28 protein-coding genes are annotated in these 24,880 nt (G+C 57.4%); 7 read left to right on the top strand and 21 right to left on the bottom strand.

What is annotated here, in order from left to right; all coding sequences use genetic code 11:
• Positions 1 to 2 precede the first annotated feature (2 nt).
• Genes KZ772_RS13230 through KZ772_RS13220 form a run of 3 tightly spaced genes read right to left on the bottom strand, consistent with a single transcriptional unit; the run spans position 3 to position 3,717 of the window.
• Entirely contained in the window at positions 3 to 605 is a 603-nt protein-coding gene (locus tag KZ772_RS13230) for a sigma-70 family RNA polymerase sigma factor (protein ID WP_290537005.1), read from the bottom strand.
• Positions 602 to 1,759, bottom strand: coding sequence for a hypothetical protein (locus KZ772_RS13225; RefSeq protein WP_290537004.1), 1,158 nt, complete (start codon positions 1,757 to 1,759; stop codon positions 602 to 604). The genes KZ772_RS13230 and KZ772_RS13225 overlap by 4 nt, the downstream gene beginning before the upstream one ends.
• Positions 1,756 to 3,717, bottom strand: a complete 1,962-nt coding sequence (locus tag KZ772_RS13220) for a hypothetical protein (RefSeq protein ID WP_290537003.1) — start codon at positions 3,715 to 3,717, stop codon at positions 1,756 to 1,758. The genes KZ772_RS13225 and KZ772_RS13220 overlap by 4 nt, the downstream gene beginning before the upstream one ends.
• 200 nt (positions 3,718 to 3,917) lie before the next feature.
• On the opposite strand from KZ772_RS13220, the gene KZ772_RS13215 reads away from it, so the two are divergent.
• On the top strand, positions 3,918 to 4,250 hold the full coding sequence (locus tag KZ772_RS13215) for a hypothetical protein (RefSeq protein WP_290537002.1): 333 nt from the start codon (positions 3,918 to 3,920) through the stop codon (positions 4,248 to 4,250).
• A gap of 294 nt (positions 4,251 to 4,544) precedes the next feature.
• Positions 4,545 to 6,644, top strand: coding sequence for a beta-propeller fold lactonase family protein (locus KZ772_RS13210; protein WP_290537001.1), 2,100 nt, complete (start codon positions 4,545 to 4,547; stop codon positions 6,642 to 6,644).
• A 39-nt stretch (positions 6,645 to 6,683) separates the two neighbouring features.
• Here the strand turns inward: KZ772_RS13210 and KZ772_RS13205 are convergent, their stop codons facing one another.
• The 8 genes from KZ772_RS13205 to KZ772_RS13170 all read right to left on the bottom strand — a co-directional run bounded on the left by KZ772_RS13205 (position 6,684) and on the right by KZ772_RS13170 (position 11,368).
• Entirely contained in the window at positions 6,684 to 7,274 is a 591-nt protein-coding gene (locus KZ772_RS13205; RefSeq protein WP_365870260.1) for a DJ-1/PfpI family protein, read from the bottom strand.
• 15 nt (positions 7,275 to 7,289) lie between these two features.
• Positions 7,290 to 7,625, bottom strand: coding sequence for a TfoX/Sxy family protein (locus KZ772_RS13200; protein WP_290537000.1), 336 nt, complete (start codon positions 7,623 to 7,625; stop codon positions 7,290 to 7,292).
• The gene (locus KZ772_RS13195) at positions 7,625 to 8,050 is read right to left on the bottom strand and encodes an MAPEG family protein (RefSeq protein ID WP_290536999.1); all 426 of its coding nucleotides are present in this window, start codon (positions 8,048 to 8,050) and stop codon (positions 7,625 to 7,627) included. The genes KZ772_RS13200 and KZ772_RS13195 overlap by 1 nt, the downstream gene beginning before the upstream one ends.
• Positions 8,051 to 8,084: 34 nt before the next feature.
• The gene (locus KZ772_RS13190) at positions 8,085 to 8,324 is read right to left on the bottom strand and encodes a hypothetical protein (RefSeq protein WP_290536998.1); all 240 of its coding nucleotides are present in this window, start codon (positions 8,322 to 8,324) and stop codon (positions 8,085 to 8,087) included.
• A 48-nt stretch (positions 8,325 to 8,372) separates the two neighbouring features.
• A complete protein-coding gene (locus tag KZ772_RS13185; protein WP_290536997.1) occupies positions 8,373 to 8,615 on the bottom strand; it encodes a ribosomal protein L7/L12 in 243 nt (80 codons plus the stop codon).
• A gap of 48 nt (positions 8,616 to 8,663) precedes the next feature.
• Positions 8,664 to 9,326 (bottom strand): DUF1294 domain-containing protein, encoded by a 663-nt coding sequence (locus KZ772_RS13180; protein WP_290536996.1) that lies wholly within the window; start codon positions 9,324 to 9,326, stop codon positions 8,664 to 8,666.
• Between the two features lie 11 nt (positions 9,327 to 9,337).
• Positions 9,338 to 10,507 carry an AAA family ATPase gene (locus tag KZ772_RS13175; RefSeq protein ID WP_290536995.1) on the bottom strand — a complete coding sequence of 390 codons (1,170 nt, stop codon included), beginning with the start codon at positions 10,505 to 10,507 and terminating at the stop codon, positions 9,338 to 9,340.
• Positions 10,508 to 10,642: 135 nt separating this feature from the next.
• The gene (locus KZ772_RS13170) at positions 10,643 to 11,368 is read right to left on the bottom strand and encodes a 16S rRNA (uracil(1498)-N(3))-methyltransferase (protein WP_290536994.1); all 726 of its coding nucleotides are present in this window, start codon (positions 11,366 to 11,368) and stop codon (positions 10,643 to 10,645) included.
• A gap of 89 nt (positions 11,369 to 11,457) precedes the next feature.
• Here KZ772_RS13170 and KZ772_RS13165 point away from each other — a divergent pair, with 89 nt between their 5' ends.
• Positions 11,458 to 12,447 (top strand): alpha/beta fold hydrolase, encoded by a 990-nt coding sequence (locus KZ772_RS13165; RefSeq protein ID WP_290536993.1) that lies wholly within the window; start codon positions 11,458 to 11,460, stop codon positions 12,445 to 12,447.
• Between the two features lie 131 nt (positions 12,448 to 12,578).
• Here the strand turns inward: KZ772_RS13165 and KZ772_RS13160 are convergent, their stop codons facing one another.
• The 10 genes from KZ772_RS13160 to KZ772_RS13120 form a co-directional block, all read right to left on the bottom strand.
• Positions 12,579 to 12,935: a hypothetical protein gene (locus KZ772_RS13160; RefSeq protein ID WP_290536992.1), complete on the bottom strand. Its 357-nt coding sequence runs from the start codon at positions 12,933 to 12,935 to the stop codon at positions 12,579 to 12,581.
• An 82-nt stretch (positions 12,936 to 13,017) separates the two neighbouring features.
• Positions 13,018 to 13,638: a hypothetical protein gene (locus KZ772_RS13155; protein ID WP_290536991.1), complete on the bottom strand. Its 621-nt coding sequence runs from the start codon at positions 13,636 to 13,638 to the stop codon at positions 13,018 to 13,020.
• Positions 13,639 to 13,718: 80 nt separating this feature from the next.
• Complete coding sequence (locus tag KZ772_RS13150; protein ID WP_290536990.1) at positions 13,719 to 13,985, bottom strand: hypothetical protein; 267 nt, start codon at positions 13,983 to 13,985, stop codon at positions 13,719 to 13,721.
• A 36-nt stretch (positions 13,986 to 14,021) separates the two neighbouring features.
• Positions 14,022 to 14,579 carry a hypothetical protein gene (locus KZ772_RS13145; RefSeq protein WP_290536989.1) on the bottom strand — a complete coding sequence of 186 codons (558 nt, stop codon included), beginning with the start codon at positions 14,577 to 14,579 and terminating at the stop codon, positions 14,022 to 14,024.
• A 526-nt stretch (positions 14,580 to 15,105) separates the two neighbouring features.
• Positions 15,106 to 15,522, bottom strand: coding sequence for a hypothetical protein (locus tag KZ772_RS13140; protein ID WP_290536988.1), 417 nt, complete (start codon positions 15,520 to 15,522; stop codon positions 15,106 to 15,108).
• A 63-nt stretch (positions 15,523 to 15,585) separates the two neighbouring features.
• A complete protein-coding gene (locus tag KZ772_RS13135) occupies positions 15,586 to 15,882 on the bottom strand; it encodes a hypothetical protein (protein ID WP_290536987.1) in 297 nt (98 codons plus the stop codon).
• A gap of 465 nt (positions 15,883 to 16,347) precedes the next feature.
• Positions 16,348 to 16,827: a DUF695 domain-containing protein gene (locus tag KZ772_RS13130; protein ID WP_290536986.1), complete on the bottom strand. Its 480-nt coding sequence runs from the start codon at positions 16,825 to 16,827 to the stop codon at positions 16,348 to 16,350.
• Between the two features lie 1,092 nt (positions 16,828 to 17,919).
• Positions 17,920 to 18,246 (bottom strand): immunity protein Tsi6 family protein, encoded by a 327-nt coding sequence (locus tag KZ772_RS18610; RefSeq protein WP_365870253.1) that lies wholly within the window; start codon positions 18,244 to 18,246, stop codon positions 17,920 to 17,922.
• 109 nt (positions 18,247 to 18,355) lie between these two features.
• The gene (locus KZ772_RS13125; protein ID WP_290536985.1) at positions 18,356 to 18,616 is read right to left on the bottom strand and encodes a hypothetical protein; all 261 of its coding nucleotides are present in this window, start codon (positions 18,614 to 18,616) and stop codon (positions 18,356 to 18,358) included.
• Between the two features lie 523 nt (positions 18,617 to 19,139).
• On the bottom strand, positions 19,140 to 19,841 hold the full coding sequence (locus tag KZ772_RS13120) for a TetR/AcrR family transcriptional regulator (protein ID WP_290536984.1): 702 nt from the start codon (positions 19,839 to 19,841) through the stop codon (positions 19,140 to 19,142).
• A gap of 149 nt (positions 19,842 to 19,990) precedes the next feature.
• Between KZ772_RS13120 and KZ772_RS13115 the strand changes: the two genes are divergently transcribed.
• The 4 genes from KZ772_RS13115 to KZ772_RS13100 all read left to right on the top strand — a co-directional run bounded on the left by KZ772_RS13115 (position 19,991) and on the right by KZ772_RS13100 (position 24,782).
• Positions 19,991 to 21,433 carry a coniferyl aldehyde dehydrogenase gene (locus tag KZ772_RS13115; RefSeq protein WP_290539483.1) on the top strand — a complete coding sequence of 481 codons (1,443 nt, stop codon included), beginning with the start codon at positions 19,991 to 19,993 and terminating at the stop codon, positions 21,431 to 21,433.
• A 148-nt stretch (positions 21,434 to 21,581) separates the two neighbouring features.
• Complete coding sequence (locus tag KZ772_RS13110; RefSeq protein WP_290536983.1) at positions 21,582 to 22,115, top strand: twin-arginine translocation signal domain-containing protein; 534 nt, start codon at positions 21,582 to 21,584, stop codon at positions 22,113 to 22,115.
• Between the two features lie 48 nt (positions 22,116 to 22,163).
• The gene (locus KZ772_RS13105) at positions 22,164 to 23,780 is read left to right on the top strand and encodes a GMC family oxidoreductase (protein WP_290536982.1); all 1,617 of its coding nucleotides are present in this window, start codon (positions 22,164 to 22,166) and stop codon (positions 23,778 to 23,780) included.
• Positions 23,781 to 23,918: 138 nt separating this feature from the next.
• A complete protein-coding gene (locus KZ772_RS13100; RefSeq protein ID WP_290536981.1) occupies positions 23,919 to 24,782 on the top strand; it encodes a PA4780 family RIO1-like protein kinase in 864 nt (287 codons plus the stop codon).
• Positions 24,783 to 24,880 lie beyond the last annotated feature (98 nt).

Genomic DNA, 24,880 nt, shown 5'->3' with positions numbered 1-24,880 from the left:
TTTCAGGTAGGTCGAGGACCGCAGCGATCCGGTTCATCCAGACGACACAACCCTTTCATCAGCGCGGACAGACAGCGCTTGAGCTGGGCGCGGGCGTGGAAAATACGGGTCTTGACGGTGCCCAGCGGGCAATCGACCACCTGGGCGATATCCGGGTAGGCCATGTCATCGAAGAAGGCCAGCTGGATGGCATCGCGCTGGTCCGGCGGCAACTGCTGCAGGCAGTGGCGCAGGTAGGCGGCTTCCTGGGCGCCCTGGATGGCGGTGGTGGTGTCCCCGTCGTCATGGTCATCCGGTTCCGGCAGGGTTTCCCGGGTTTCCTCCCGACCCCACTTGCGCAGGTAATCCACCAGCTTGTTGTGGGCCATGGACATGGCCCAGGTCAGTGGCTTGGATCGACCTTCGAAACGGCCGGCCTGGCGCCACACATCCAGCATCACTTCGTGCACCACATCCTGGGCGGCGGCAGCATCACCACCCAGCCGGGACTGTACGTAATATTGCAGACGCGGCTGCCAGCGTCGGTACAGTGTCTGCAGGGCTCGCTGATCCCCCTGAGCCACAGCCTGCAATAACGCCCGCTCTTCTGCTACGGAATCGGTCATGGGCGTTGTACCTCCCGCCATTCACTCACGCCAACCATCTGGCCATCGCCATCCAGGGCTTCCACCTGCCAAAGATAGGTACCCGGTGCCGACAGTTTTTCCCACACCAGCGGCCCGGGCTGGGCGCGGGTTTGCCCTGCGGACAACCACTGGGCGGTCACTGGCCCGTCGCCGCGCGGTTGTAACGGTTCAGCCACCCCGCCATCAAGACGGGGCAGGCGCGCCCCCACGGTGGCGTAAAATCGCAACCGATAACTGGTGGCCGCCGCAACCGGCTGCCACTGGAAGGGGGTATCGCTGTGCATCACCGCTCCGCGGGCCGGGGCCAGCAGGGGAATCGTAACCAGGCCCGCGGGGCCTGCCTCACTGCTGATCACCTGATACTGCAGCACTGGCAAGGTAGTTTCTGCGCTGGCACTGTGCGGCCGGAAGCGCAGCAGATACAGCCCCGGTATATCGCTGGGTAACGTCGGGGCTTTTATCGTGGCGTTTCCTCCGGCGGGAAGTAGTTGCTGCACCTGGCGCAACGGTCGGAACAGCGGCACCCCGGCGGTGCCCGGTGGCGAAGCCAGTTCCCACTGGCCGCGCAACAGTCCGCTGCCGGTATAGTAGAAGATGGCTCTAGCCGATATGGCTTCCCCCTGTTCGATCACCCGCTGGGCGCCACCGCGAGCCAGCTCCAGCTGGATGGCAGTCAGTGAAAAACCCGCGGCGGCGGGGGAGCGCAGCGCCAGGGTCGCCGCCGCGCTGCTGCCGGAAAGCCCATCTGTGAAGGTACGCACCAGCACCAATCTGTCACTGCCTAACTGCAGGGCCTGCTCACTGACGGTGGACGGAATGCTGAGAGTGTCCGAAAAGGAAAAGGTACGCGTGCCAAAGGTGGGGTCACAGACAATGGAACGGGACAACCGTCGTGGCTGGGTGCGCAGCAACGGCCCGTTGATCTGTCCGGCACGAATTTCCACGGACGCGGAAGTGACGGTACCCAGACAGTTGGTTTCATCCCTCACCGCCTGCCAGTTCAGCGACACCAGCGCCTGCCGTCCCAGTGCAATGCCCTGGCTAGCCGGGTTCACCGAGGCACTGAGCACATCCGAGCGCGCCATGCCGCAAGCCATGCCCAACAACATCATCAAGGTCACTATCGATTTCATGGCCGCACTCCTGTCCGGGCCCAACTGGCGGTGACGCCGGCGAAGACCTGCCACTGATTCTCGCGGTCCAGCGCATCCAGCACCGGTTGGCGGAAGTACTGACCGCCCAGATTCAGGCTGACACCGGGGACCCAGCCGCGGGGCTGTCGCCACTGCCAGTTCACACTGCCTTGCACGTCATCCAGACGCTGGCTGTCTTCACCGTCCTGTTCCAGCCGGCCCCAGGTATAGGTCAGGCTGGACCACACCCGGCGGCTCCACTGCATACCCAGTGTCATTCCCGCCTGGCTCAGGGTTGAGTCGTCGTCTGGCAGCAAACGGTTCATCGTGTCTGCCCGCTGACCATAGGGCTCCAGGGTGAGCCGTTGCCCCACCGGTAAACGCACACTTAGTTGCGACAGTTTGGTTTCCAGATCGGAGAGAACCGTCTGCTCACTGCGGTCACGGCCACGACTGTGGGCCAGATCCCAGGACCAGCGCGGGTACTGGACAGCCAGCGACGCCGTCATCTGGCGGTTGCGGTAGAGATCCCCTTCATTGAGCAGGGCCGCTGCACGGCTGACGTCTTGATCGGTATCCTGCCAGTTCAGATTGAACGCCGGTTGCCCCAGCCAACCGCCGCCGTTGAGCAGCGGGGCATAGCCCAAACTATAGCTTTGTTGTTCCAGCTCCGTCACCGGCAATAAGGGGTTGTCGTCCACATTGTCATCCTGGGTCCCCAGATAGGCCTGCAGGGACAGCCCGGCCCAGAACAGGGAGCCATAGCCACCCAGCACACTGCGGTCCGCCAGCATCTGGGGATTGGTGGGACTGTAGAAAGCCGTACCCACTTCCCGGCGTTCGATGCCAGTGCTCATGGCTACCGGCTGCCCCATCAGCTTCCAGTTCCTCAGTGGATACCAGGTGAGGCGGGTGTCCCAGGCCTCGTCCCGTTGTTCTTCAAGAGCGGGGCCCGGAGACAGGCTGTCCGCATCACTTTCCCGGCTGGACCAGGCGTATTCCCCCTGCCAGTGCACTCGCTCATCAAACAGCCAGCTTTCCAGCGCCACACTGCTGGCCTCTCCGGACCGGGTTTCCGGATCGGACAACACCCCGCTGCCGAATTCCCCATTGCCACTGGGGCCTTCGCCCTGCAGCCAACTGACGGTGACACTGAGCGTTTCCGGCGAATCTGCGATCGGACGGTGGGTGAGGCTGGCGCCATCACTGCGCCGCTCCGACTCACGGGTCCACAGGGCGCTGCCGCCACCGGGGGGCGGGGTACGCAATGACCACAGGGTAACGTCGACAGGGTCGGTACTCAGACCGGCGGACAAGCCGCGGCGCAGCACCGGCTGCATCAATAACGTGGAGCTCAGGGGAATCTGGTCACCGGCGGTCCATTGCCACGGGCCGTGCTGGCCCTGCACATGTACATAGCCCAGCGACAAGCCATCACGGCCACTGCCTTCCAGCGGATCACGGCTGGTGCCCAGGGCTTCCACCACCGCGCTGCTGCGCCACTGGCCATCCGCCGCCGTGGCGCCCACCCGCAAACCTCCATCGATAACAGTGGCATCCGGCAAGGGCTCGGGCAGGTTGTCCTCGTCCAGGCGCTCATTCACTGTCACATCCAGACGGGCACTGAGTCCCGCTTCGCGAAAGCGCTCGGAATGGCGCACGGTGAAGGTCCACAGCCCGTGTTCGCGCATCTCTCCTGCCGCCGTCATTTCCACCAACCGCAACTGATGATTGCCTGTGGGCAGGGCAGAGGGGGGAGTGAAATGCAATCTGCCGGGCTCTGCTGTGTCCAGCAGGGCAGAGATATCGGTATCGTCCAGCGCCAACAACCACTGCGAATCCGCGACGGCGGATTCCGGCAGCAACACCGTGATTTCACTATAGGCAGTAATGGGGGAGGTTATCCGCAACTCTGCCTGGGCCAACACGCCACCGCTTGCCAGCAGCCATGCCGCCATCAGCCACACTCTGTGACAATGTCGCTTTTTCCCTTTACGTTGTCGTGTTCGTTCCATCCCTATTTCCAGCACATCCATGCTTCAGCATCTGCCAGGCGAGAAGACATTCTCCCCGACCGATAACCACCCCAAAAAATTTTGAACCACCTGCAACGGACTAGCGACTCCCTGATGAATCACATCAATCAAGGAGATTTATCATGACACCGATCAAACAATGCTTCCGAATCGCCACAATGACTATCGCCATGGTTGCTGGCCAACAGGCCATGGCTGCCGGTTACCTGAAGATTGGCGACATCCCGGGGGAAAGCCTGCGCGTCGCGCCTGCCACCCAACCCATGGCGCAGGGCACCACTGGCGGTGCCGGCGGTGCTGGCAAGGTCCATTACGACACCTTCACCACAGCAGGAGGCGGCCTGGATCGTGACATCATCCGCCGCTCCTCAGACCCCCGCCAACCCGTCACCACTCGCCTGCCCGCCGGTGGTGCAACACAGTTGCACGGTGTCGAGCCGGACGAGATTGATTAAGACATGTCCGCAGCGACATGGCCTTCTGCCCGGCAGGAGGCCATGTCATTCATTCTGAATTGGTTTCAGAAAAAGCCCCTGGCTGTTTCGCCGTTTAACCTAGCACAACCCGCCCTCACCTGGATGGCATTGCTATGCAAAACATGATGCATGGCACAGTGCCATCAGCCACTCCCCTCTAAACTTTTAGCACTCGTAACGCCCGATAAAGGCCAACAAAAAATGGCTATTTTTTTGAACCGCTATGGATCTCACCGCGACCCAGGGAAAAACATGTATTGAGAGGGAAAACTCATGACACGCTTTCTGCACCACCTTACCCCCGCCCTGGTACTGGCCAGCTCCGCATTTCTTGCCGCCTGTGGCGGTGGTGGCGGCGGCAGTCCCGGTGGCAATACCGGCGCGCCGTCCCCCGGCACTCCCAGTGTAGAGCGCTACGCGCTTGCCACCGCCTACAACGGCGGCACCTTGTCCAGTTTTGCCGTGGATACCCAATCCGGTCGTATGCAGCTGGTGGACAAGGTGTCCATCAATGCCAGTACCGCAACGGCCCTGCGTCCCGGGCATGATGAAGTACTGGCGATTGCCAATGGTGGTGGGGTCTACCATTACGGCCTGGAAACCACGGGGCGGTTTGACTATATCTACAGTGATGTCCTGCCAGGAAATGCCTTGAATGACATCGTTGTGCATCCCTCCGGGGATTATGCCTACGTGGCCGACGGTGCCGACGGCATCTACCAGCTGTATTTCGACGAGTACGGCCAGATTGCTTCCATGGAGCCCCAGGATCTGGTGACCTCCGACAATGTGGATGCCGCTTTTACCGATCTGGCACTGAGCCGGAATGGTGCGCACCTGTATGCCACGGACAGCGAGAATGGCGTCTCTCACTTCAGCATCGGCAACGATGGCACCCTGACATTTGAAGACACGGTGCTCTTTGATAACGCCTGGAAGCTGATTGCGCATCCTGACAAGGACTTTCTGTACGCCATACAACGAACCAATGGGGCGGTGTACCAGTATCAAATTCTTGAAGACGGCACCCTGGATTTTCAGAGCAACTCCCCCCTCCTTGGCGGCCAGCTGGAGGGCATCACCCTCGATAACAGCGGTCACTACCTTTATATTTCTGACCTGACCAATGATGTTATCTGGCAGCTCGGCATTGCCGACAACGGCATCGCTTCCTTGCTGGATAACACGTCCATCGACGTACCCACCGACAAGCCCCGCACACTGAAAGCCAGCCCGGTCAGCAATCGCATTTACCTGTCTGACCAAAGTAGTTCAGCCATGCTGCCCTTTGTGGTCGGTGAAAATGGGGAACTGGCCACACCAACGACCCGCCCTATCCCGATGGATAACTACCCCTCGGATCTGGTGTTTACCACTGGCAAGGCACTGACCACCCACAATACCGCTGCCTATGTAATCAACAGTAGCGATGACAACATCAGCCAGTTTCTGATGGACGACGAGGGCACCCTGACCCCTCTGGGCCTGAGTGACCCCCTGTCCGGTGATGATCCTTCCGCCATCACAGCTCACCCCACCGGGAAATATGTCTATATCGCCAACAAGGCTGACGACACGATTTCCCAGTTCCGTCGTGTCCGATCCACCTTTGTTGAGCAGGAATTGGACGAGCTGGAAAGCATTCCCAACACCAGTGACGTTGCCACCGGTACCGATCCTGTTGCCCTGGCGGTTCACCCCTCTGGCAATTATCTTTATGTGGTAAACCGGTCCAGCAACAGCATCAGCCTTTACCACGTCGCCGTTAACGGTTCTCTGAGCGAAGATCAGGGCCCGTTTCAGGTCGGCTTCACCGCCCCTGTCGATATTGTCGTTGATCCTGCGGGCCGGTTTCTGTGGGTCGTCACGGATAACAATCCGGCCCGCGTTGTGCCCTTCGAAATCAACCCGTTGAATGGCTACCTGACCAAACTGGATGCGTTCATCAAACCCACCGGCGCCAACGGTAAATCCATTGCCATCACGCCTGACGGCAACGCCCTGTACACCTCTTTCAATCTGGGCATGGAAAAGTTTCTTGTGAATGACGATGGTTCCCTTGAGTCCAATGCGGCGGAAGATGTCCAGGGCGTCACCGAACTGCTTGTTTCACCTCAAGGCATACTCTATACCGCCAATGAGGTGAACCAATCGGTTGGCTGGTTTGCTGAAGAGGCCGGAACCATCGCTGCAGATTCCATTCCCGATGGCATGGCGACTTCAACAACTGGCCAGCATCTGCTGCTGACACTGAGAGGCAACGGAATGATGACGCGCTTTGCCATTCAGGGAGACGGCTCCCTTGTGGCTGAGGAATCCGTGGCGGTGGGCAGCATGCCCGTTGATGTGGTGATTGTGGGTTACACCGAATAACCCGCTACGGTTTGAAAAAAGGGCGCCAATGGCGCCCTTTTAGTTTGCCGGGTCATCCTGCATCCAGGCGTAATCCATCTGCCGTGCCGTTTTCTCTGCCAGCTCACGGCTGTGCAGCCGCTCCACCAGATGCAGACTCATGTCGATCCCGGCGGAAATGCCGGCGGAGGTAATACGGTTTCCGTCTTCCACCCAACGAACCGTTTCCTGTACCCGCAGGGCAGGGAAGCGCTCGCGCAGATCGGCAATGTCTTCCCAGTGTGTGGTGGCCTGTTGGTCGGTCAGCAACCCGGCTTCCGCCAGGAGAAAGGCCCCGGTACAGACGGACGTGACCCATTGCGCCGTGCCCGCCGCCTGGCGCAATGCCGAGAGCAAAGCGGGATTGCACATCGCAGCGGTATGCACACCACCACTGACCAGCAACACGTCCAGCGGTGGCATCTCGGCAAAGGTGAAATGACTGCGTACCGGAAACCCGCCCCGGGCACGCACGTCCGCATGCTCACTAATCAACGCTACGTCCCAGGGCGGGGTCTCCGCCAGACGGGCGGCGGTGGCGAATACTTCGTAAGGGCCGGCAAAATCCAGCACTTCGGCATCATCGTAGATCACAATCCCGATTTGCAGCATGGTAATTCCTGACGATTACTTGGGGGGAAGGGTACGTACAAAGGCAAAACAATGCGTCAACCAGCGTTGCAGTGCGGCATCATCGGCCACTGTATCGGCGTCGATCATCAGCATGCCCTTCATGGGCCGACCGGTGAAATCCATCTCATTGGCTCCGGGCTCGCCTAGCAGGGTCGCATAAGCATCCGGTCCCACCCGGGCCATCAAGCGGTCACCGAGAATGCCGCAGCACATGTTGCCGGCGATCATGAAACAGAGCCCACCGAACATACGCTTTTCATCGGGCAGGGCGCCACTGACAGCCAGCAGCCCTTCACGCACCCGCTGGGCCAGCTCCGCATCAAACGCCATCAGAATACCGCCCGCAACGCGTTGACGGTAAGGCCGATCAATACCAATGAGGATAGCGCAAACAGCACAAAGCGCAGCTCGATCTTGTTGATCAGCGCCTGCAGCAACGAATGCACTACACGGATACCCACATAAGCCCAGGCCAGCGTCAGATTGATGCCATCACCCTGACCGAGCAGTGCCAGTGACAAAGCCACCGCATAGAACGCCGTGGGCTGTTCCATCAGGTGGTTATAGTTATCCGCCTTCCAGCGCACACTGGCGGGCAGGGTGCTCATCTGTTCGCCACGGGGCGCCTGCGGATCCGGCTTCATGTTGGCGGCTTTCATGGCCGGCAGCCGGGTCACATACATCCACAACCACATGACCATGGACCAGGCCACCAGCACCACTACCGGGGCAAGAATCGGGCTTGTCACCTGCATGTTTTTTCCTCGTGATCAGTGTGCCCCGAAGGGTTCAAAACAGTTTCTGCAAAGCAGCGATAAGCATGCCTGTGAGAAAAGCAGCCATCAGCAGTAACGCTATTTTCCCGTTATTCAGCGGATTGTCAGCTACCCGCAAGCCCCTGTCGTCGCAGGCTGACACCCAGGCCGTCGCGGCTGCACGAGTCATTTTATGCTGCCGGCACAACTGGCTGACCGCCGCCTTTTCCCCTCGTGCTTTCAGCACGCTTTCCACATCTTCCGGTAGTCTCATGTTTTCTTCCCTGTTTTATTATTTATTGTTCTTCCACAGAAAAACTCACTACCCCGTCGCAACAATGGCAACGGCCACACCGACAATCAGCAGCGCCAACATGATCCGCCCCCAGGGTATGTTGCTGGCTACCAGGGGCGGATTGACCGGCGGCTGATACTGGGAGAGATGGGACTCCACCCATTGCTTGGCCTCTTTCAGGGACAAACCCTGACTTTCCCGAAGCTGCTTGATGGCGGCAATCTTTCCCTGGTCAAGCAAGACCTGTTCCACGTCTTCCGGTAACCGCATCTCTTTCTCCTTCCCTGGTGATGGTTGCATATTTATAAGGCTATTTTCTCAAACCGGCCCGCTGATCCAGCCCCATTCCTTGAGGGTGATCAACCAGCCCAGCGCCTGCACATCCAGCCAGTCACGCAAGGGCGCGGCTTGAGGACTGAACAGAAAGACACCTACCGCCACAAGATTTACCACGACCTCCAGCCAGAAAACAGTGCGAAAAGGCTGCTTGCGGGTTTTGTGACGAAACAGCGAACGCGCCAGCAGGGCACCGGGCCAACCACCGGCGAGGGACAAAAGATGCAGGGTATTTTCTGGCACCCGCTGGCGTTCGTTCAGCGCTGCTCGCTTATCCAGACCGAACATCAGGAACGTCAGGCCGGCGATTAACAGCAGGAAAATAATCAGGAAACACCAGAACGCATTCTGCGAGAAAAACCACCACAGCCCGCCATAGAACGCTCCCACCATCAGCAGCGGGAAAAGGAACTCCGGCAACAACAGATGAGCGGGTCGCCAGCACCGTTCCACCTCTACGGCACGCACCCCTTTGGCGGCATCCGGCTCTACCCGAAACAGCACTTTTTCCCCGGCTTTAGGGCGCGAACGAATATTGCCAAAGGCACTGACATGAACAAAAATGTCCCGGCCTTTCTTGTCGGTGATAAAGCCGAAACCACGCTCATCATCCCAACGTTGCAGTACACCCGATTGTTTTTTCATATTTCCCTGCGTCAGTGATGTTCCGACCAATGCCAGTTAGGCGTACTCAACAGCCCCTGGCCGATGATCTGTGTTTCCCCCAGCTCCTTGGTGAGCTCCACCCCATGACAATCCGGATGTTCGTTTAACGCCGCCACCAGCCGGCTGGCATGGCTGACCACCCATAACTGGCTATGCTGACTGGCCTGCTCGATGAGGCGCGCCAGTGCCGGCAACAGATCCGGATGCAGGCTGTTTTCCGGTTCGTTAAGCACCATCAGTGAAGGCGGCCGTGGGGTGAGCAGGGCAGCGACCAGTAACAGGTAACGCAGGGTGCCATCGGAAAGCTCTGCCGCGGATAACGGTCGCAACAGTCCGTACTGATGAAACTCCAGCTTCAGCCGACCATCCGGCAACGGCTCGATATTCAGCCTGGCACCGGGGAAGGCATCTTCAATGGCAGCGTCCAGGGCCTGGCTGTCGCCTACCTCGCGGATGGTTTGCAGGGCCGCCGCCAGATCGCGGCCATCGTGATGTAGCACCGGGGTGCGGGTGCCGATCTGTACCTGGCGGGCCGGGGCATCCCGGTCGGTGCGGAAGTGGTCGTAGAAACGCCAGCCACGAATCCGCTCGCGCAATGCCAGCACCTCCGGCGCCGTGCGGGCATCGGCCACCTGACTGAACAGACTATCGAAGCTATTGAGGTTATCGGCCAGGGATAGCCAGCTATTGTCGACGCGGGCTTTCACCAAGGGGCCACGCCGATCCACCAGCGCGGCGCCAGGTCGGTAGGCCCCGCCGGCCCAGATAATTTCCCGCTTGATCTCCGGGTCCAGGTTGAAGGCGGTGGTGCTGTCCGGCCGGGGCAGGCCCAGCTCGATCAGGTAACCGAAATCCTCATCGGCAAAGCCCAGCTTCAAACGCCGACTATGCTGACGCGGCCCACCCTCCACCGGCACCAACCCCTTGCGCATGGCGGTGCTGAGCGTCTCCGGCCCGGCCCAGAAGGTGGACTCCAGCCCACCCTCACTGGCCAGCGCCGCGATCACATCATCCTGGGCAGTGGCCGCCAGCAGCCGCAGCGCCCGGTACAGATTGGACTTGCCACTACCGTTGGCACCGGTAATCACATTCAACGGCCCGAGCGGCAACACCAGCTCCAGGGCGGAGCGGTAATTACTGATGGCCAGGGTTGTCAGCATGAACGTTTCCTTGTTGTTATCAGCTTCTAGCGACTAGCCTCGAGCGACTAGCAGGATGCAGCCACCGATTGGGCGCGGGCACCTAGCGAAGCGTTGCGAGAAACCAGGCCGCGCCTGGTCGCTAGCAGCTCGAAGCTAGTCGCTGCTTTGCCACGCCCATAACGCCGCCAGCAGCGCCACCGGCGCCGTTTCCGCACGCAGCACCCGGTTGCCCAGGGCGAAGGGGATGAAGTCCTTGTCCGCTGCCGCCTGCAATTCCTCCTCGGAGAACCCACCTTCTGGCCCGGTGAGTAGGGCCAGCTCGCCCACGCCATCCAGGGCCGCCGGTGAGAACGGCTTTTCCCCCGGGTGGGCAATCAGGCGCAGGGCGGGCAGATCGCCGCCAAGCCACGCTGGCAACGGCACGACCCCGTCAATCACGGGCGGGCGATTGAGTCCGCACTGTTCACAGGCACTGATGGCAATTTGTTGCCACTGACCCAGCTTCTTTTCCTGCCGGTCGCCCTTGAGCCGCACCTCACAGCGTTCCGTATCCAGCACCACAATTCGGGCCGCGCCCAGCTCGGTGGCCTTCTGGATGGCATAATCCATCCGGTCACCCTTGATCATGGGCAGGGCCACCGTGACCGCCAGCGGCGCGGTGCGATCCTCATCCACAAAGTGCTGCGGCTCCACCGTCACGGCCTTCTTGCCCACCGCCACAATGCGCGCGGACCACTCACCGCCGCGCCCATTGAATACCACCAGTTCCTCTCCCTCCGCCATGCGCAGCACCTTGCCAATATGATGACTGGCATTGGCACCCAGCTCGGTGGCAAGGCCGGATTGAAATTCCTGATCGTCGTAAAAGCGGCGGGCCATGGGGTCTCCGTCATCAATGGGTGCCAGTGGGAAAAGCAAAAGGCTACCATAGCGCCGGTCGACGCGACTGCTATTGAGTGAGAGATTCCATGGGCGAAATCGTTGCCTCCCCGTTCCAGCCTCCCCTGTGGCTGCGCAACCCCCACTTACAAACCCTGTGGGGGCCACTGGGCCGCGCCTTGCCCGAGGTGGAGCGGCACAGCGAATGGCTGCCGCTGGCGGCGGATGGCGACCGGCTGCTGCTGGACTGGGCCGGGCCGCAACGCCACCCCGGGCAGCTCACCGTCATCCTGCTCCATGGTCTGTCCGGCTGCAGCGACTCCCACTATATGCGTGGCATTCAGAAGGCACTGGCCGATGCGGGAGTGCGCTCGGTGGCCATCAACAGTCGCGGCGCCAAGCAGCCCAATGACACCGCCCTGTGCTACCACGCCGGGGAAACCGACGATGTGGATGCGGTGATCGAGCATGTGTTTGCCCAGGACCCCACCGGCAACCGCATCGCCATCGGCGTGTCGCTGGGTGGCAGCCGGCTGCTGAACTGGCTGGCTCATCGGGACAACGGCAAGCTGACAGCGGTGGCCTCCGTCTGTGCCCCCCTGCGGCTGGACCTGTGCGCCAACCGCCTGGATCGGGGCCTTTCAAAGCTGTACCGCCAGCATCTGCTGAAAGTGTTGCTCGGCCAGCTCGACGACAAGAAGCGCCACCTGGACAAGGTAAACCCGCCGGAGGCCAAGCGCCTGCACCGGCTGAACATGAGCGGCATCCGCTCCTTCTGGCGTTACGACGACCAGATCATCGCCCCTCTGTACGGCTTTCGCGGGGCCTACCATTACTACGCGCAATGCTCAGCCGGCCCCAAGCTGCTGCAGATCCGCACCCCCACGCTGATGCTGCAGAACCGGGACGACCCCTTCATGACCCCGGAGACGCTACCGCGCCAGGAAGAACTGGGCCCGGCGGTGACCCTGGAGGTGAGCGAGTACGGCGGCCACGTGGGCTTTATTAACCACGGCCCCCAGCGCTACTGGCTGGAGCAGCGGTTGATGGCGTTTGTGCAGGGGTTCGGGTTTCGTTGAGAGGGATGTGGACTCACTCCACAGCCAGAGTCGCTGCTGTTGGAGCCCATGCTTGCATGGCGAACCGAGCCACAGCGAGGCAATGATGGTTTTTGGGAGAAAGAGAGTGGTCTTTGCACGATCTGCGCGGTTCAGAGGACATAGAATTCCTGTTCTCCCACGAGAATAGTGAAGTCTTCATAGGGCCCCTCTTGAGTAACAAAAACCAGGGTTGCCCCGCAGGAAAACGATAAGCTGAACTGGAAATCACTTCTTCTCTGCCAGCCAACCACTTTGCTTCCGATCAACGCATCTAGCCCACATGTGGTTAGCCACGAACCAGAGAAAATCTTCTTGGAGTCCCCTCTCTTCTCCAGCAAAACCTGCCCCCCGCCTTGGATAGATACTTTATCGAAGTGCAGCTGAATTTGATGCTGGTCGATGCGAATCTGAGATAAACCCTCTCCAACAAGCGCGCTCAAATCAAAATCTTCAGGTATTCGATTCATTTAGCACCAACGCCGAAGGTAACGGGCCGCTTTGGAGCAGAGCCGAAGGCGGCGCGGAAAAGCGGTCCCGTTGACCGCCTGGTTATGCGTGTATAGCACGAAGCTCATCAACCACACCTTTAAATTCTTTACCCACCAAACCTAGATTTTGGTGAAACCTAAAGCCTGATTGCTTTATTTGGGCAGCCTCAAGCGCGCTCGTCGCATGACTAGAGGCGAGTTCTTCTTCGCCTGAATGGGCAGCTATGATCGCTTTCGCCGCATGCCAACGAAAGTAATCTATTGGGAACATTAACCGATCTTGGTGAGCATCGAGAATCTCGTTGGCGGACTGATACAAGTTGCTCAGCTTATTTTCGACGATGGTTAGCGGATAAAGGATATATGCATCTGTTTTTAGCTTTGGAAATTCAGCTTCTCTTTCCAATGCTTTACCGTATGACTGGACCGCCTTTTGAACCTCACCTTTGGCTAGAAATGCTGATGCCATATCACAGTAGGCTTGAGCATGATCAAAATCATCATCGAGCGAGAAATATTGCTCTAGAAGCATCAAGGCCGCATCAGGGTTATTGCGGGCGATTGTAGAAGCTTGGATGCGTAAATATTGTTCCTTCCTGCGCGCACGCTTGAGCTTGGCGAAGAACTGAGCCTCAACCTCTTTGCTCCACTCTTTGTTTCTGTACCAATCCTCGTTACTCACGCGATCCATCCTTTACGCATAACGCCCGCCTCAGCCGCCGAAGTTCGGCCTGAAGGCCCTTGTTAAATAGAACTTACAACTTACTTAACGCGGTTAAAAATAATTCTTGCAGCCAGAAACAACGCATCTACAGACTTGAAAACCACTATAACGGTTAATGGCGCCTCTAAAATGCACAATGAGAAAAGCATAACCACTCTATGCGCCGGTTGATCCCTAACCACAGTATCAGCCTCAAAACCCAACAGCGTTGCAGTTACAGATATGAGCAATGCATAGCCTACACCCATCAAAATCGCTTTTATGAAATTAACGAGAACAGATAAATAACCGTAGCCTTCGTTCAAAAAATACTGCCTATATCAATTTCATTTAACGCTGAACTAAGCCGCGCGAGCTTGCGAGCGTCGGCTTGAGTGACTGGTTATACGCCTCCAGCACCGACGAATCCGCCACCACAACTCCCCCATTTTTACCCGGTCCCACTCTTCTTTCAGAATATCTTGGAACGCTTTCGTTAGCTCATCACGTCTGCGCTCATACTCGTTAAGCTTCAAATCCTTCCGTGCTGTATCAGTGAGATAAGACTCAAGGGATTTGGCCTCTTCCAGGAGATCCAAGTGCTCTTGCTCTCCTGGGTTGGTATATAGCCGAAGATAATTGCGTGCCTTACGGACCGGCCGAGTATCCTCTAAAACTGTTGAGCGTGCGCCAAAGGAATGGCCGGACTCTGAGTTTGCAGAGGCTAAGTCAGATAACTTTTCGAGCTCATTCATGTATTCCGAAAATGCTTTCCGAATATCTTGAATCCACTTCTGTCGATATCCCGAAACAGTAGATGCGCGGCTAATTTTCTGTTGCAACCATCCGGAGAAAAGAACGATTAGTGCCGCAATAACGGACCCTGCAAAAATCCAAGCGGAATCAGGCAACCCCTCCATCAAACCTCCTATGCCCACGAACTCCGGGCGTATAACGCTTTACTCAGCCGACGCATCTGCGGTCGGCTGCAGTTTCTTGTTATATGCAGCACATGGATATGCTGCTCGAATGTAGCGGCCCAGCTGCATAGTTGCTTCCTCGGAAGTAACCCTCTGACCCGCGTAAACTTTATTGAGGGCAACTATGAGCTCTTGGCTCCCGACGTATGTATCTGCATTCAAACAGCCCACTGACTTAAGGAACTCCGTGGTACTGTATGACCAGCCTGAAATCCAAAGCATCGTCTGTATTTTCTCGCTACCTTCGAAATCAAACTCAATCAACTCCGGCCCCCAACTTTCAGCTTCCGCAGATAGTGGCACTAGCAAGCCTATCAATATTCCTATGAGGCAATTTTTCATGACATATAACGCTTTGCTTACCGGCCCAACTACGCGCCGCAAGCTTGTGGTAAAGTTTGCGCAGCAAACCACAGGCTTGCGGCGCGTGGTTGGGTCCGAGTACAGCAACTTGTTACAAGTTGGATCATGCGAAGAACTCAATTACTGGCTTGTCTTCAGCGACTATGTGATCGGTGATGTGATATACGTCTTTGACCCAAGGATGCTGAAGTGCTTCATCTCGGTCCAATATCTTGCCAAGAAATGTAACATGACTCCAAGGTGATTCGTCTTTATCTGTTACCGTTACCGCCCAGTTCTGACTGTTGTCCCAGATCTTCACTGAAAAGGCCGTTCGCATTTCAGGTTCGCTCCCTTCGCCCCACTCACCCAAACCGACAAGGACGTACGCAACCTTATCGTCATGCCCATCGGTAAATACGACATAATAAACTGCGAAGGCGTCGCCGTTTTGGTACACGAAACGAGTTAACCGCGTTGACGTGTTGCCACAGCACTCGCATGTTTCCAATTTTGGCTCTTCGAATTCGATTTCGATCATCTCTCAACACTTAAGACTTGTAACGCCTGCCTCAGCCGCCGAAGGTCGGCCTGGAGGCTCTTGTTAATTTCCGAATGCACTCATTAAACCAAAATATATAAGCGCCACGAAAAGCCTGCTAACTATCACTAATAGAACCAAGTTAGGGAAAGCAGCTAAGCTGAATTGATAGAGGATATAGAAGAGAGCGACTATAGAAAGCAGCCAACCTACATATGGGATAAGCGCCAGAATCGCGGCGGCACCAGCAGCTATAACCGTTTCTTTGAAATTCAGATCAACCCTGACGACTTTAGCAGCCCAGTAGAGCACAGCTCCGCCAACCAGAACATCGACTATAAACCCAAACAATATGTACACAGACTTCCCTTAAATTAGAAATTAACGCTGCGATCAGCGGCGCGTATTTTGCGTCCGCTGCCTTGCCTGGTTAGGTTGGCGACACGCCAATGCCAACTACTGGCACGATGTGAGCCTGCGAACCCAACCTGAATTTATGGCACCTGCAAGAACGCAGACTTTGCAGCTACCGCCAACCTGGAATGTGGCAACCCACAACGAACGGGAAAGCCCTGCCACAACCACTTTACTCAACAATGGCACCAGGAACGAAGCTGCCGGATATGTAAGCCGGCACGGAACCTGATGCTGGACTGCCTGTTACTGGCAGTGAATTTCAAAACGCTCCGCCCTCAATAAACAGGAAAAAGCAGAGCAACCTAACGCCGTGGTCACGGGATCGATGTAGTGGAACAAACATGTGGTAAAGTGAGCGTAGCGAACCACATGTTTGTGGAGCGTAATTGGTTCCCGTGCACCACATTGTTAGCCACGACCCGCTCTGACAAGCAGTTCATTCAAGTCTTTCCAGGCCTTATCTTCGTAGAAATTTATACCAATTGGGTAAGGTTTATGCCCAGATAGTGATTCATTAAATTTCTCCATGAACTCCTCACGATCCGCAATGTAGAAAACGAATTCCTTGAGATTATTACCAGTAGCAGTATACACATCTAGGTAAATAATCTTTCTTCCTTCAATTGCTTCTAATCCGTTTTCTAGCTCTATCATTCGATCATTAACCAGGCTCGGTGGAAGCCCGTTTGTTTCAGAACCATCATATTTCCAGGATACAACAGCTAACCAAGGTAATTTCTTTCTCTGGGCCTCATCAGGAAGCTCATGAATAAACTTATAGATAACTGGTTTCCCATCAACATGTGTTTCAGCTACTACCCAATTTTCACCGGCATATGACATGAACGAAAACCCTAAAAGTAGGAACACAAATGTAAATTTCTTCATCACACTTTCTATCTGGCTAACGCTGCCAGCAGCGGCCGAGTGAAACGAGGTCCAGCCCCGCAGGGGCGATGCTGCCTGGCCTTGTTATAAGATTTTGGGACAGCATTAATGACCGCCTGTATGTTTATTACTGCTCTTGCTTGTTACCCAAAGATATACGAGCAAACCAAGGCTTACCAACAAGCACACCGAAGAAATTTTAAACATGAGCTGTATGCCCGTATTGGGGCAGCCCCACATACAGGTAGACATTAGCCCGACTACCGAAATAGCAAGAGCAAATATGTTCGCCACAACTGCTAAAAAATATCTCATGGGTAAACGAGCTTATAACGCCTTGCTCACAGGAAAATTGCGAGCTTGCGAGTAAATTTTCCTGTGCAGCTACTTGTTATGAGCACTTGAGCGGCCAAATTGAAAAACACCAAATGCAACAACGAACAACCCAAGCTGACTAAGGTGCGCAGAAGTGCGATACCAAATTGGTAGGCACTCATAGTATGACTTTCCTGTGGCCCAACAAGACCCCGTACTTTCAGGAAGATTTGGTGCTACATGCCCGTACTGAAAGATAAGCAAGAAACCAAGTAGCAGAAACACCCCCGCCATTGTTCTACCACGCACCATAACCCACACAGCGCTCGCAAGAATCGCTGCCTGGCCTGAATACATTAGAAAAGGCTCAATTTTTTCCACTCACCACCCCATGAGCTCATAACGCTGCGAGCAGCGGCGCGTATTTTGCGTCCGCTGCCTTGCCTGGTTAGGTTGGCGACACGCCAATGCCAACTACTGGCACGATGTGAGCCTGCGAACCCAACCTGAATTTATGGCACCTGCAAGAACGCAGACTTTGCAGCTACCGCCAACCTGGAATGTGGCAACCCATAACGAACGGGGAAGCCCTGCCACAACCACTTTACTCAAAAATGGCACCAGGAACGAAGCTGCCGGATATGTAAGCCGGCACGGAACCTGATGCTGGACTGCCCATTACTGGCAGTGAATTTCAAAACGCTCTGGCCTTAATAAACAGGAAAAAGCAGAGCAACCTAACGCCGCCAACACGCGCATGTCGCGTGCTTGGCCTTGTTATGAGCTGTAGCCCAAAATTTTAAGATCAATTTTCAGACCCTCCCTAGTCTTGACAGCCACATAGAAAGCCTTATTGAGAGCATCTATTAGCCTTTCCTCTCTTGGGTCAATTTCCCGAGCGGCATAATGCCCAAAAGTAAGATCGAATAGCCGCCTCCTCTCGCTAGTGCGGCCTTCGAAATAGTCTATAAGCCATTTCAACTGGGCTTCTATCGACTCTCGTAGCTGCGGGACGATTGCGCTACTGCTATCCGAAAGAGTCGCTAGAGCCTCCTTACACACCGCCGCTTTTATATCCTCATTACTCACGGGCTTGGACCTCATAACGCCCGGCTCACCGGGTGAATTTTTGATGGCGGCTTCTGTGCTGAATTTTGCACAAAAGATGACAGCGGAAATTTATCCGGTGCAGCCGCTTGTTATGTAACCAGACCTAGAATGCGACTTTAAAGCCTGCACTAAATGACCAACTACCATCAGCGCCTACTGTGCGACCCCAGCCACCATTAGACCCGGAACAATCCGAGATAACCCCTTCACTCTCCAGTTCTTCCAAGCATGCGATGAGGGCTTTCACTTCAACTTCGCCCTGAGGAATTTTTATGCCCGCATTCTCCAGAACAACACCGACCGTCATTTCATCAAGGTCTTGCTTCTTTAGGGCTTCCACAGCCGTTCTTATTTCTTCCTTCACTTGTCGCTCCTTATACATAACAGTGTATTCAATTGCAGATGCAATATATCACTTTGCAATATATCCCCGGCTCCATTCTTTCCTGAACCCACTCGAAACGCCAAGGCGAACAAGGCGTTATCTTCGATCCAGGAATTATTATCATCCGACTTTTCTTGCACTTGCGTGTTGAACAGGAAATTTTGTTCGGACTTTTCTTGCAACACCAAATCAGAAAATTCACTTTATCTCAGCAACTTACAAAAATATGTAAGCCATATCCTACATATTCAACTTGCGCGCGGGTGAAAAACGGCGGGATGGCGAGCAAAACAAACATGGGGAGGGAACTTCCGCAAACTGACAACCAGACATTCAGCGGTCATCAACGCCCGCGTTTGAAAGGGATTGGAGGGATGGGTTCTTAGCAGAGAGAAGCTCTGCGCGTTCACCACATAGCACACGGAGAAGAGAGGGTATTCCTCAGTGTTCTCTGTGCCCTCTGTGGTAAACCCTTTTTTGAAGTAATAGCGGGGAAGGGCAGCTATTCGCTGCCGGTTCTGTCCAGCCCAGGCACATGGCCGAGCAGCAGGGTAGAGGTATCATCCGCGGCCCGGTAGCGGGCCTTCATTTCTTCCAGGTGCTCGCGGGTCTCGCCGCGCAGGAAGGGTTCTTCCAGGCAGATGATCTGGTAGATGCCGTGGCGCATGAGGGATTCGTCCAGGGCTTCATCCGCCGCCGCGTCCGGGCGCAGGCCATGGACCAGCGCCGCCCAGGAGGACATCAGCACCCAGGTGTTCACCATCAACCCCTGCAACTGTTCGTCGTCCAGTTTCAGGATGCCGCTGCTGCGCAGCTCGCCGTAAATCACCCGTCCCCGTTCCAGCACGATTTCCACAAAGGCCTGATAGCGGGCGGCCAGCTCCGCGTCGGCGTGCAGGAAGTGGGTCAGATCACGATGAAAGAATCGGTACTGCCACATGGAGGCCAGCAAGCCCTCGAAATAGTGGGTCTTGATGGTCCAGGTCAGCGGCCCCTGGGGGGCTTCCAGCAGGGTCAGCAGGTGCTGGCTGTAGCGCTCGAACAGCGCCGCCACGATCGTGCCCTTGTTACGGAAGTGGTAGTAGAGATTCCCCGGGCTGATGCCCAGCGCCTCGGCGATGTGATTGGTGGTCACATTGCGCTCCCCTTCGCGGTTGAAGAGGGTGAGGCTGGTGTTGAGGATCCGTTCCTTGGTGCTGGTCATTGTAGGCCAAATGTTGTGATTTCATTACTGCAGGTTGACTCCTAGAGTAATTACTCTAAAAATCAGACTCAAGGTTAATTTTTGATCGCCAGCCAGGGCTGGCGGTCTAGCCATCATACATAATGAAAAGCCTCGGGAGGCAAGTGACCATGGTCGCCGAAGTGAAAGATCTCCACAGCAACAATGCCGACGTCGAACGCATGCAGCAGATTTTCGCTGCCCAGAAAGCCGCTTACCGCCAGCACCCTTACCCCAGCGCGGAACAACGCATCGAACTGATCAGCCGTATCAAGCCCCTGCTGCTGGACAATCTGGATGCCTGGGTCGAGGCCCTCAACAACGATTTCACCACCCGCGCCGCCGACGAAACCAAGCTGGCCGAGATGTTGATCACCCTGGAAGGGCTCAAGTACACCACCAAGAAGCTGCGCAAGTGGATGAAGCCACAGAAGCGTAGCGTCAGCGCACTGAGCTGGCCGGGCAAGACCTGGGTGGAATATCAGCCGGTGGGTGTGGTGGGCATCATGGTGCCCTGGAATTACCCGATCCAGCTGGCCGTGGTACCACTGATTACCGCTCTGGCTGCCGGCAACCGGGTGATGATCAAAATGAGTGAAGCCACGCCGCGCACCGGTGCGCTGCTGGAAAAACTGATTGCCGACACCTTTCCGGAAGAACAGGTGGCCGTGATCAATGGCGAAGTGGACGTGGCCCAGGCGTTTTCCAGCCTGCCGTTTGACCACCTGCTGTTCACCGGCTCCACCACCGTAGGCCGCCACATCATGCGCGCCGCCGCTGCCAACCTGACTCCGGTCACCCTGGAGCTGGGCGGCAAGAGCCCCTGCATCATCGGCCAGGACTTCCCCATGAAGGACGCCGCCGAGCGTATCGCCTTCGGCAAATGCCTGAACTCCGGCCAGACCTGCGTGGCCCCGGACTACATCCTCTGCCCGGAAAACCGGGTGCAGGAATTCGTGGACGCCTGGAAAGCCCAGGTGGCCCAGTCCTACCCCACCATGGTCAACAACCCGGATTTCACCGCCATCGTCAACCCGCGCCAGCTTAGCCGTTTGCAGGGCTATCTGAAGGATGCCCGCGAGAAGGGCGCCGAGGTGGTCGAGATCAACCCGGCCAACGAAGACTTCACCGGCAGCCAGAAAATCCCCCATACCCTGGTGCTGAACGTGACTGACGACATGCAGATTGCCCAGGATGAAATCTTCGGCCCGCTGATGATCGTGGTGCCCTACAAGACCCTGGACGATGCCATCGAGTACGTGAATGAGCGTCCCCGTCCGCTGGCCCTGTACTACTTCGACTGGAACCAGAGCAACTGCGACCGGGTGCTGAAGAACACCCACTCCGGCGGCGTCTGCCTGAACGACACCATTTCCCATGTGGGTGTGGACGACATTCCGTTCGGCGGCATCGGCGATTCCGGCATGGGTGCCTACCACGGCCCGGAAGGTTTCCTGACCTTCTCCCAGGCCAAGGGCATCTACAAGAAGGGCAAGTTCAACGCCACCAAGCTCATCCTGCCGCCCTATGGCCGCGGCATGCACAAGATGATCGACAAGTACTTTTTGAAATAAGGGTATCTGCGGACTTTTGCCGTCACCTTTCTGTAGGAGCGTCGCTCGCGGCGCGATCCCATACGTTGGGTTATCGCGCCGCCTACTCGCAGAGCACAGAGAGCGCCGCTCCTACGGATAACCACCAACAAAAAAAGAAGAGTGCGCTATGGATCAGGGACTCAATCGCCGCAGCTTTCTCAAGCTGGGCGCCGCCGGGAGTGCCTTGCTGGCCACCGGCTCCAGCCTCACCCTGCTCACCGGCTGTTCCAGCAATGACGGCCCGGCGGCAGGGTATCGCCATTTTCGCCAGCAGGACGTGGACCTGCTTACCCCCCTGGTCGGCGCCGTGCTGGGCAAGGCGCTTACCGATGTGGGGGCCAGCGCCGAAGACGGCATGAAAGCCTACGACGACCTGCTGGAAGGGGCCATGCCCGGCACCCGTGCCACCCTCTTTCAAATTCTCGACCTGATGCAACTGGGCGCTGCCCGCTGGTTTATCACCGGCACCTGGGCCAGCTTTGCCGAGCAGAGCGAGGACGAGCTGCAACAGACCCTGGCCCACTGGTCATCCAGTGATCGCGGCCTGTCGCGCATGGCCTTCAAGGGGCTCACCCAACCCATGTTCATGGCCTGGTATGTGAAACCCGACGCCGCACGCAGCACCGGCTACCCGGGACCACCGCAGAAAATTGTCGCCTGATCGACCTTTCTTTGCCTCTGCAACAGCCAAGAATAAAAGGACAACGCCATGCAGGATCTGTCTTCCCTGCCCATCAAGGGCATCAACGACCCGTGGAAAACCGGCATCAAGAATGGCTGGGATGTGATCGACGGGCGCACCGTTTCTGCTGACCGCACCCTGGAAGCGGATGTGGTGATCATTGGCACCGGTGCCGGCGGTGGTGTCAGCGCGGAAATTCTCACCCAGCGCGGGCTCAAGGTGATTCTTATCGAAGCCGGCAAGCTGATGAGCTCCGACGACTTCACCCTGAACGAAGGCCAGGCCTACCGGGACCTGTATCAGGAGGGCGCCATGCGCGCCACCAAGGATGCCGGCATGACCATCCTGCAGGGCCGCACGGTAGGCGGCACCACCGTGGTCAACTGGACCAGCTCCTTCCGTACGCCCAGCGAGACCCTGCAGTACTGGCAGGACACCTTCGGCGTGGACAACCTGCTGCGCAAGGATCTGGACCCCTGGTTCCAGAAGATGGAAGAACGGCTCAAGATCAGCCAATGGATCATGCCCCCCAACGCCAATAACGACGTGCTGAAAAAAGGCTGTGACGCTTTGGGCTGGGAATGGGCGGTGATCCCGCGCAACGTGGAAGGCTGCTGGAACATCGGTTACTGCGGTATGGGCTGCCCCACCAACGCCAAGCAATCCATGCTGGTGACCACCCTGCCTGCCGCCATGAATAATGGCGCCACCCTGATCCACAGCGCCCAGGCCCACCGCCTGCTTATCGACGGCGATACCGTCACCGGGGTGGAAGTGCGTCCGCTCAACAACGACAAGGTGCCCACCGGCGCCACGGTCACCGTCAAGGCGAAAACCGTGATTGCGTCCGGCGGCGGCATCCAGACCCCGGCCCTGCTGTTGCGTTCCGAGGCACCGGACCCCCAGGGCAGGGTGGGCAAGCGCACCTTCCTGCACCCCACCACCTTCACCTTCGGCATTTACGACCAGGAAGTGGCGCCGTATTACGGCGCGCCGCAATCCCTGTATTCCGACGAGTTCGTGTTCAAGCATGGCGTGGACGGCCCGGCGGGCTACAAGCTGGAAATGATGCCCATGCACCCGGGCCTGACCGGTGCCCTGATGGGCGGTTACGGTGGCGACGCCCGCAATGAAATCGAGCAGCTGCCGAACCTGGCATCCTCCATCGCCTTGTTGCGAGATGGTTTCCACGCCGACAACCCCGGTGGCAATGTGGAATTGCGAGACAATGGCGAGCCGGTCATCGACTATCCCGTTGACGATTATCTGCTGGAAGGCGCCAAGCGCTCCCACCTGACCATGGCGGAAATGCACTTCGCCGCCGGCGCCAGAAAAATCCGTCCCAGCCACGCCCATGCCGGCTATTACAACAGCTGGAAAGAGGCCAGGGACGGCATCAACACGCTGGCCTATGACCCTGTCATCACCGGTCTGGGCAGCGCCCATGTGATGGGGGGCTGTGCCATGGGTCAGGATGAGTCCCGGTGTGTGGTGAACAGCGATGGCAGCTACAAGTATCTGAACGGCCTGTACGTCATCGACGGATCCGTATTCCCCACCAGCCTGGGGGTCAACCCGCAGCTCACCATCTACGGCATGAGCGCCCGCAACGCCACCGCCCTGGCGGACAAGCTGCAAGCCTGACCCGCCCGAAACCTCCCTGCTCCGTTGGCACCCAACGGGGCAGGGTTGCTCCCTTCACCATCGTAGCCGCCCCCCATTTCACCCCGAAAACCTCAGGTAGCAGGGGAAGCCGGACGCCAAATAGGGTATAAGTGCGGCATGAAAACCCCGCAACGATTACAACCCCTGGTAGATGACGGTCTCATCGACGAGGTCATCAGCCGTCTTATGAGTGGCAAGGAAGCGGATATCTTCGTGGTCCGCTGTGGCGACGAGATACGCTGCGCGAAAGTCTACAAGGAAGCCGCCAAACGGAACTTCAAGAAAGCCGCCCAGTACCGGGAAGGCCGCAAGGTGCGTAACAGCCGCCGCAGCCGGGCCATGGAGAAAGGCTCCAAGTTCGGCCGGGAACAGCAGGAAAAGATCTGGCAGAGCGCCGAAGTGGATGCCCTGCGCCGACTGGCAGAAGCCGGCGTGCGCGTGCCCAAGCCCTACGACATGCTCGAAGGGGTGCTGCTGATGGAGCTGGTCACCGACGATGAAGGCGATGTGGCCCCGCGCCTCAGCGAGGTGGTGATGTCCGCCGAGCAGGCAGAAGAAGATCATGCCCTGATGATGCAATACGTGGTGCGCATGCTGTGCGCCGGCATCATCCACGGCGACCTGTCGGAATTCAACGTGCTGGTGGACGACTACGGCCCGGTGATCATCGACCTGCCCCAGGCCGTGGATGCCGCCGCCAATAACAGCGCCGAGGCCATGCTCTACCGGGACGTGGACAACATGACCCGCTATTACGGCCAGTACGCCCCGTCACTGCGCGGCAGCCGTTACGGCCAGGAAATCTGGGCTCTGTATGAAAGCGGCGAACTGACCCCGGACAGCGAGCTTACCGGGCATGTGGAAGACGACGGGCACATCGCCGATGTGGAAGACGTGCTGGCAGAAATCAAGGCAGCGTTCGAGGAAGAACAGGAACGCCGTGAGCGGCTCAGCGGCGACGCCGAGGACAGTGGTTATTGAGCCCATCACATAGGGTGCACTGAGTCTAAGGCGAACTACATCCTGCGGAAAACCTGAATTGCCGGTATCCCCACCTATCCGTAGGAGCGTCGCTGGCG

Source organism: Alcanivorax sp. (genome assembly GCF_019431375.1).
Lineage (GTDB): Bacteria > Pseudomonadota > Gammaproteobacteria > Pseudomonadales > Alcanivoracaceae > Alcanivorax > Alcanivorax jadensis_A.
Note: the sequence above shows the minus strand (reverse complement) of the source record. Positions and strands in the feature narration are given on the sequence as shown.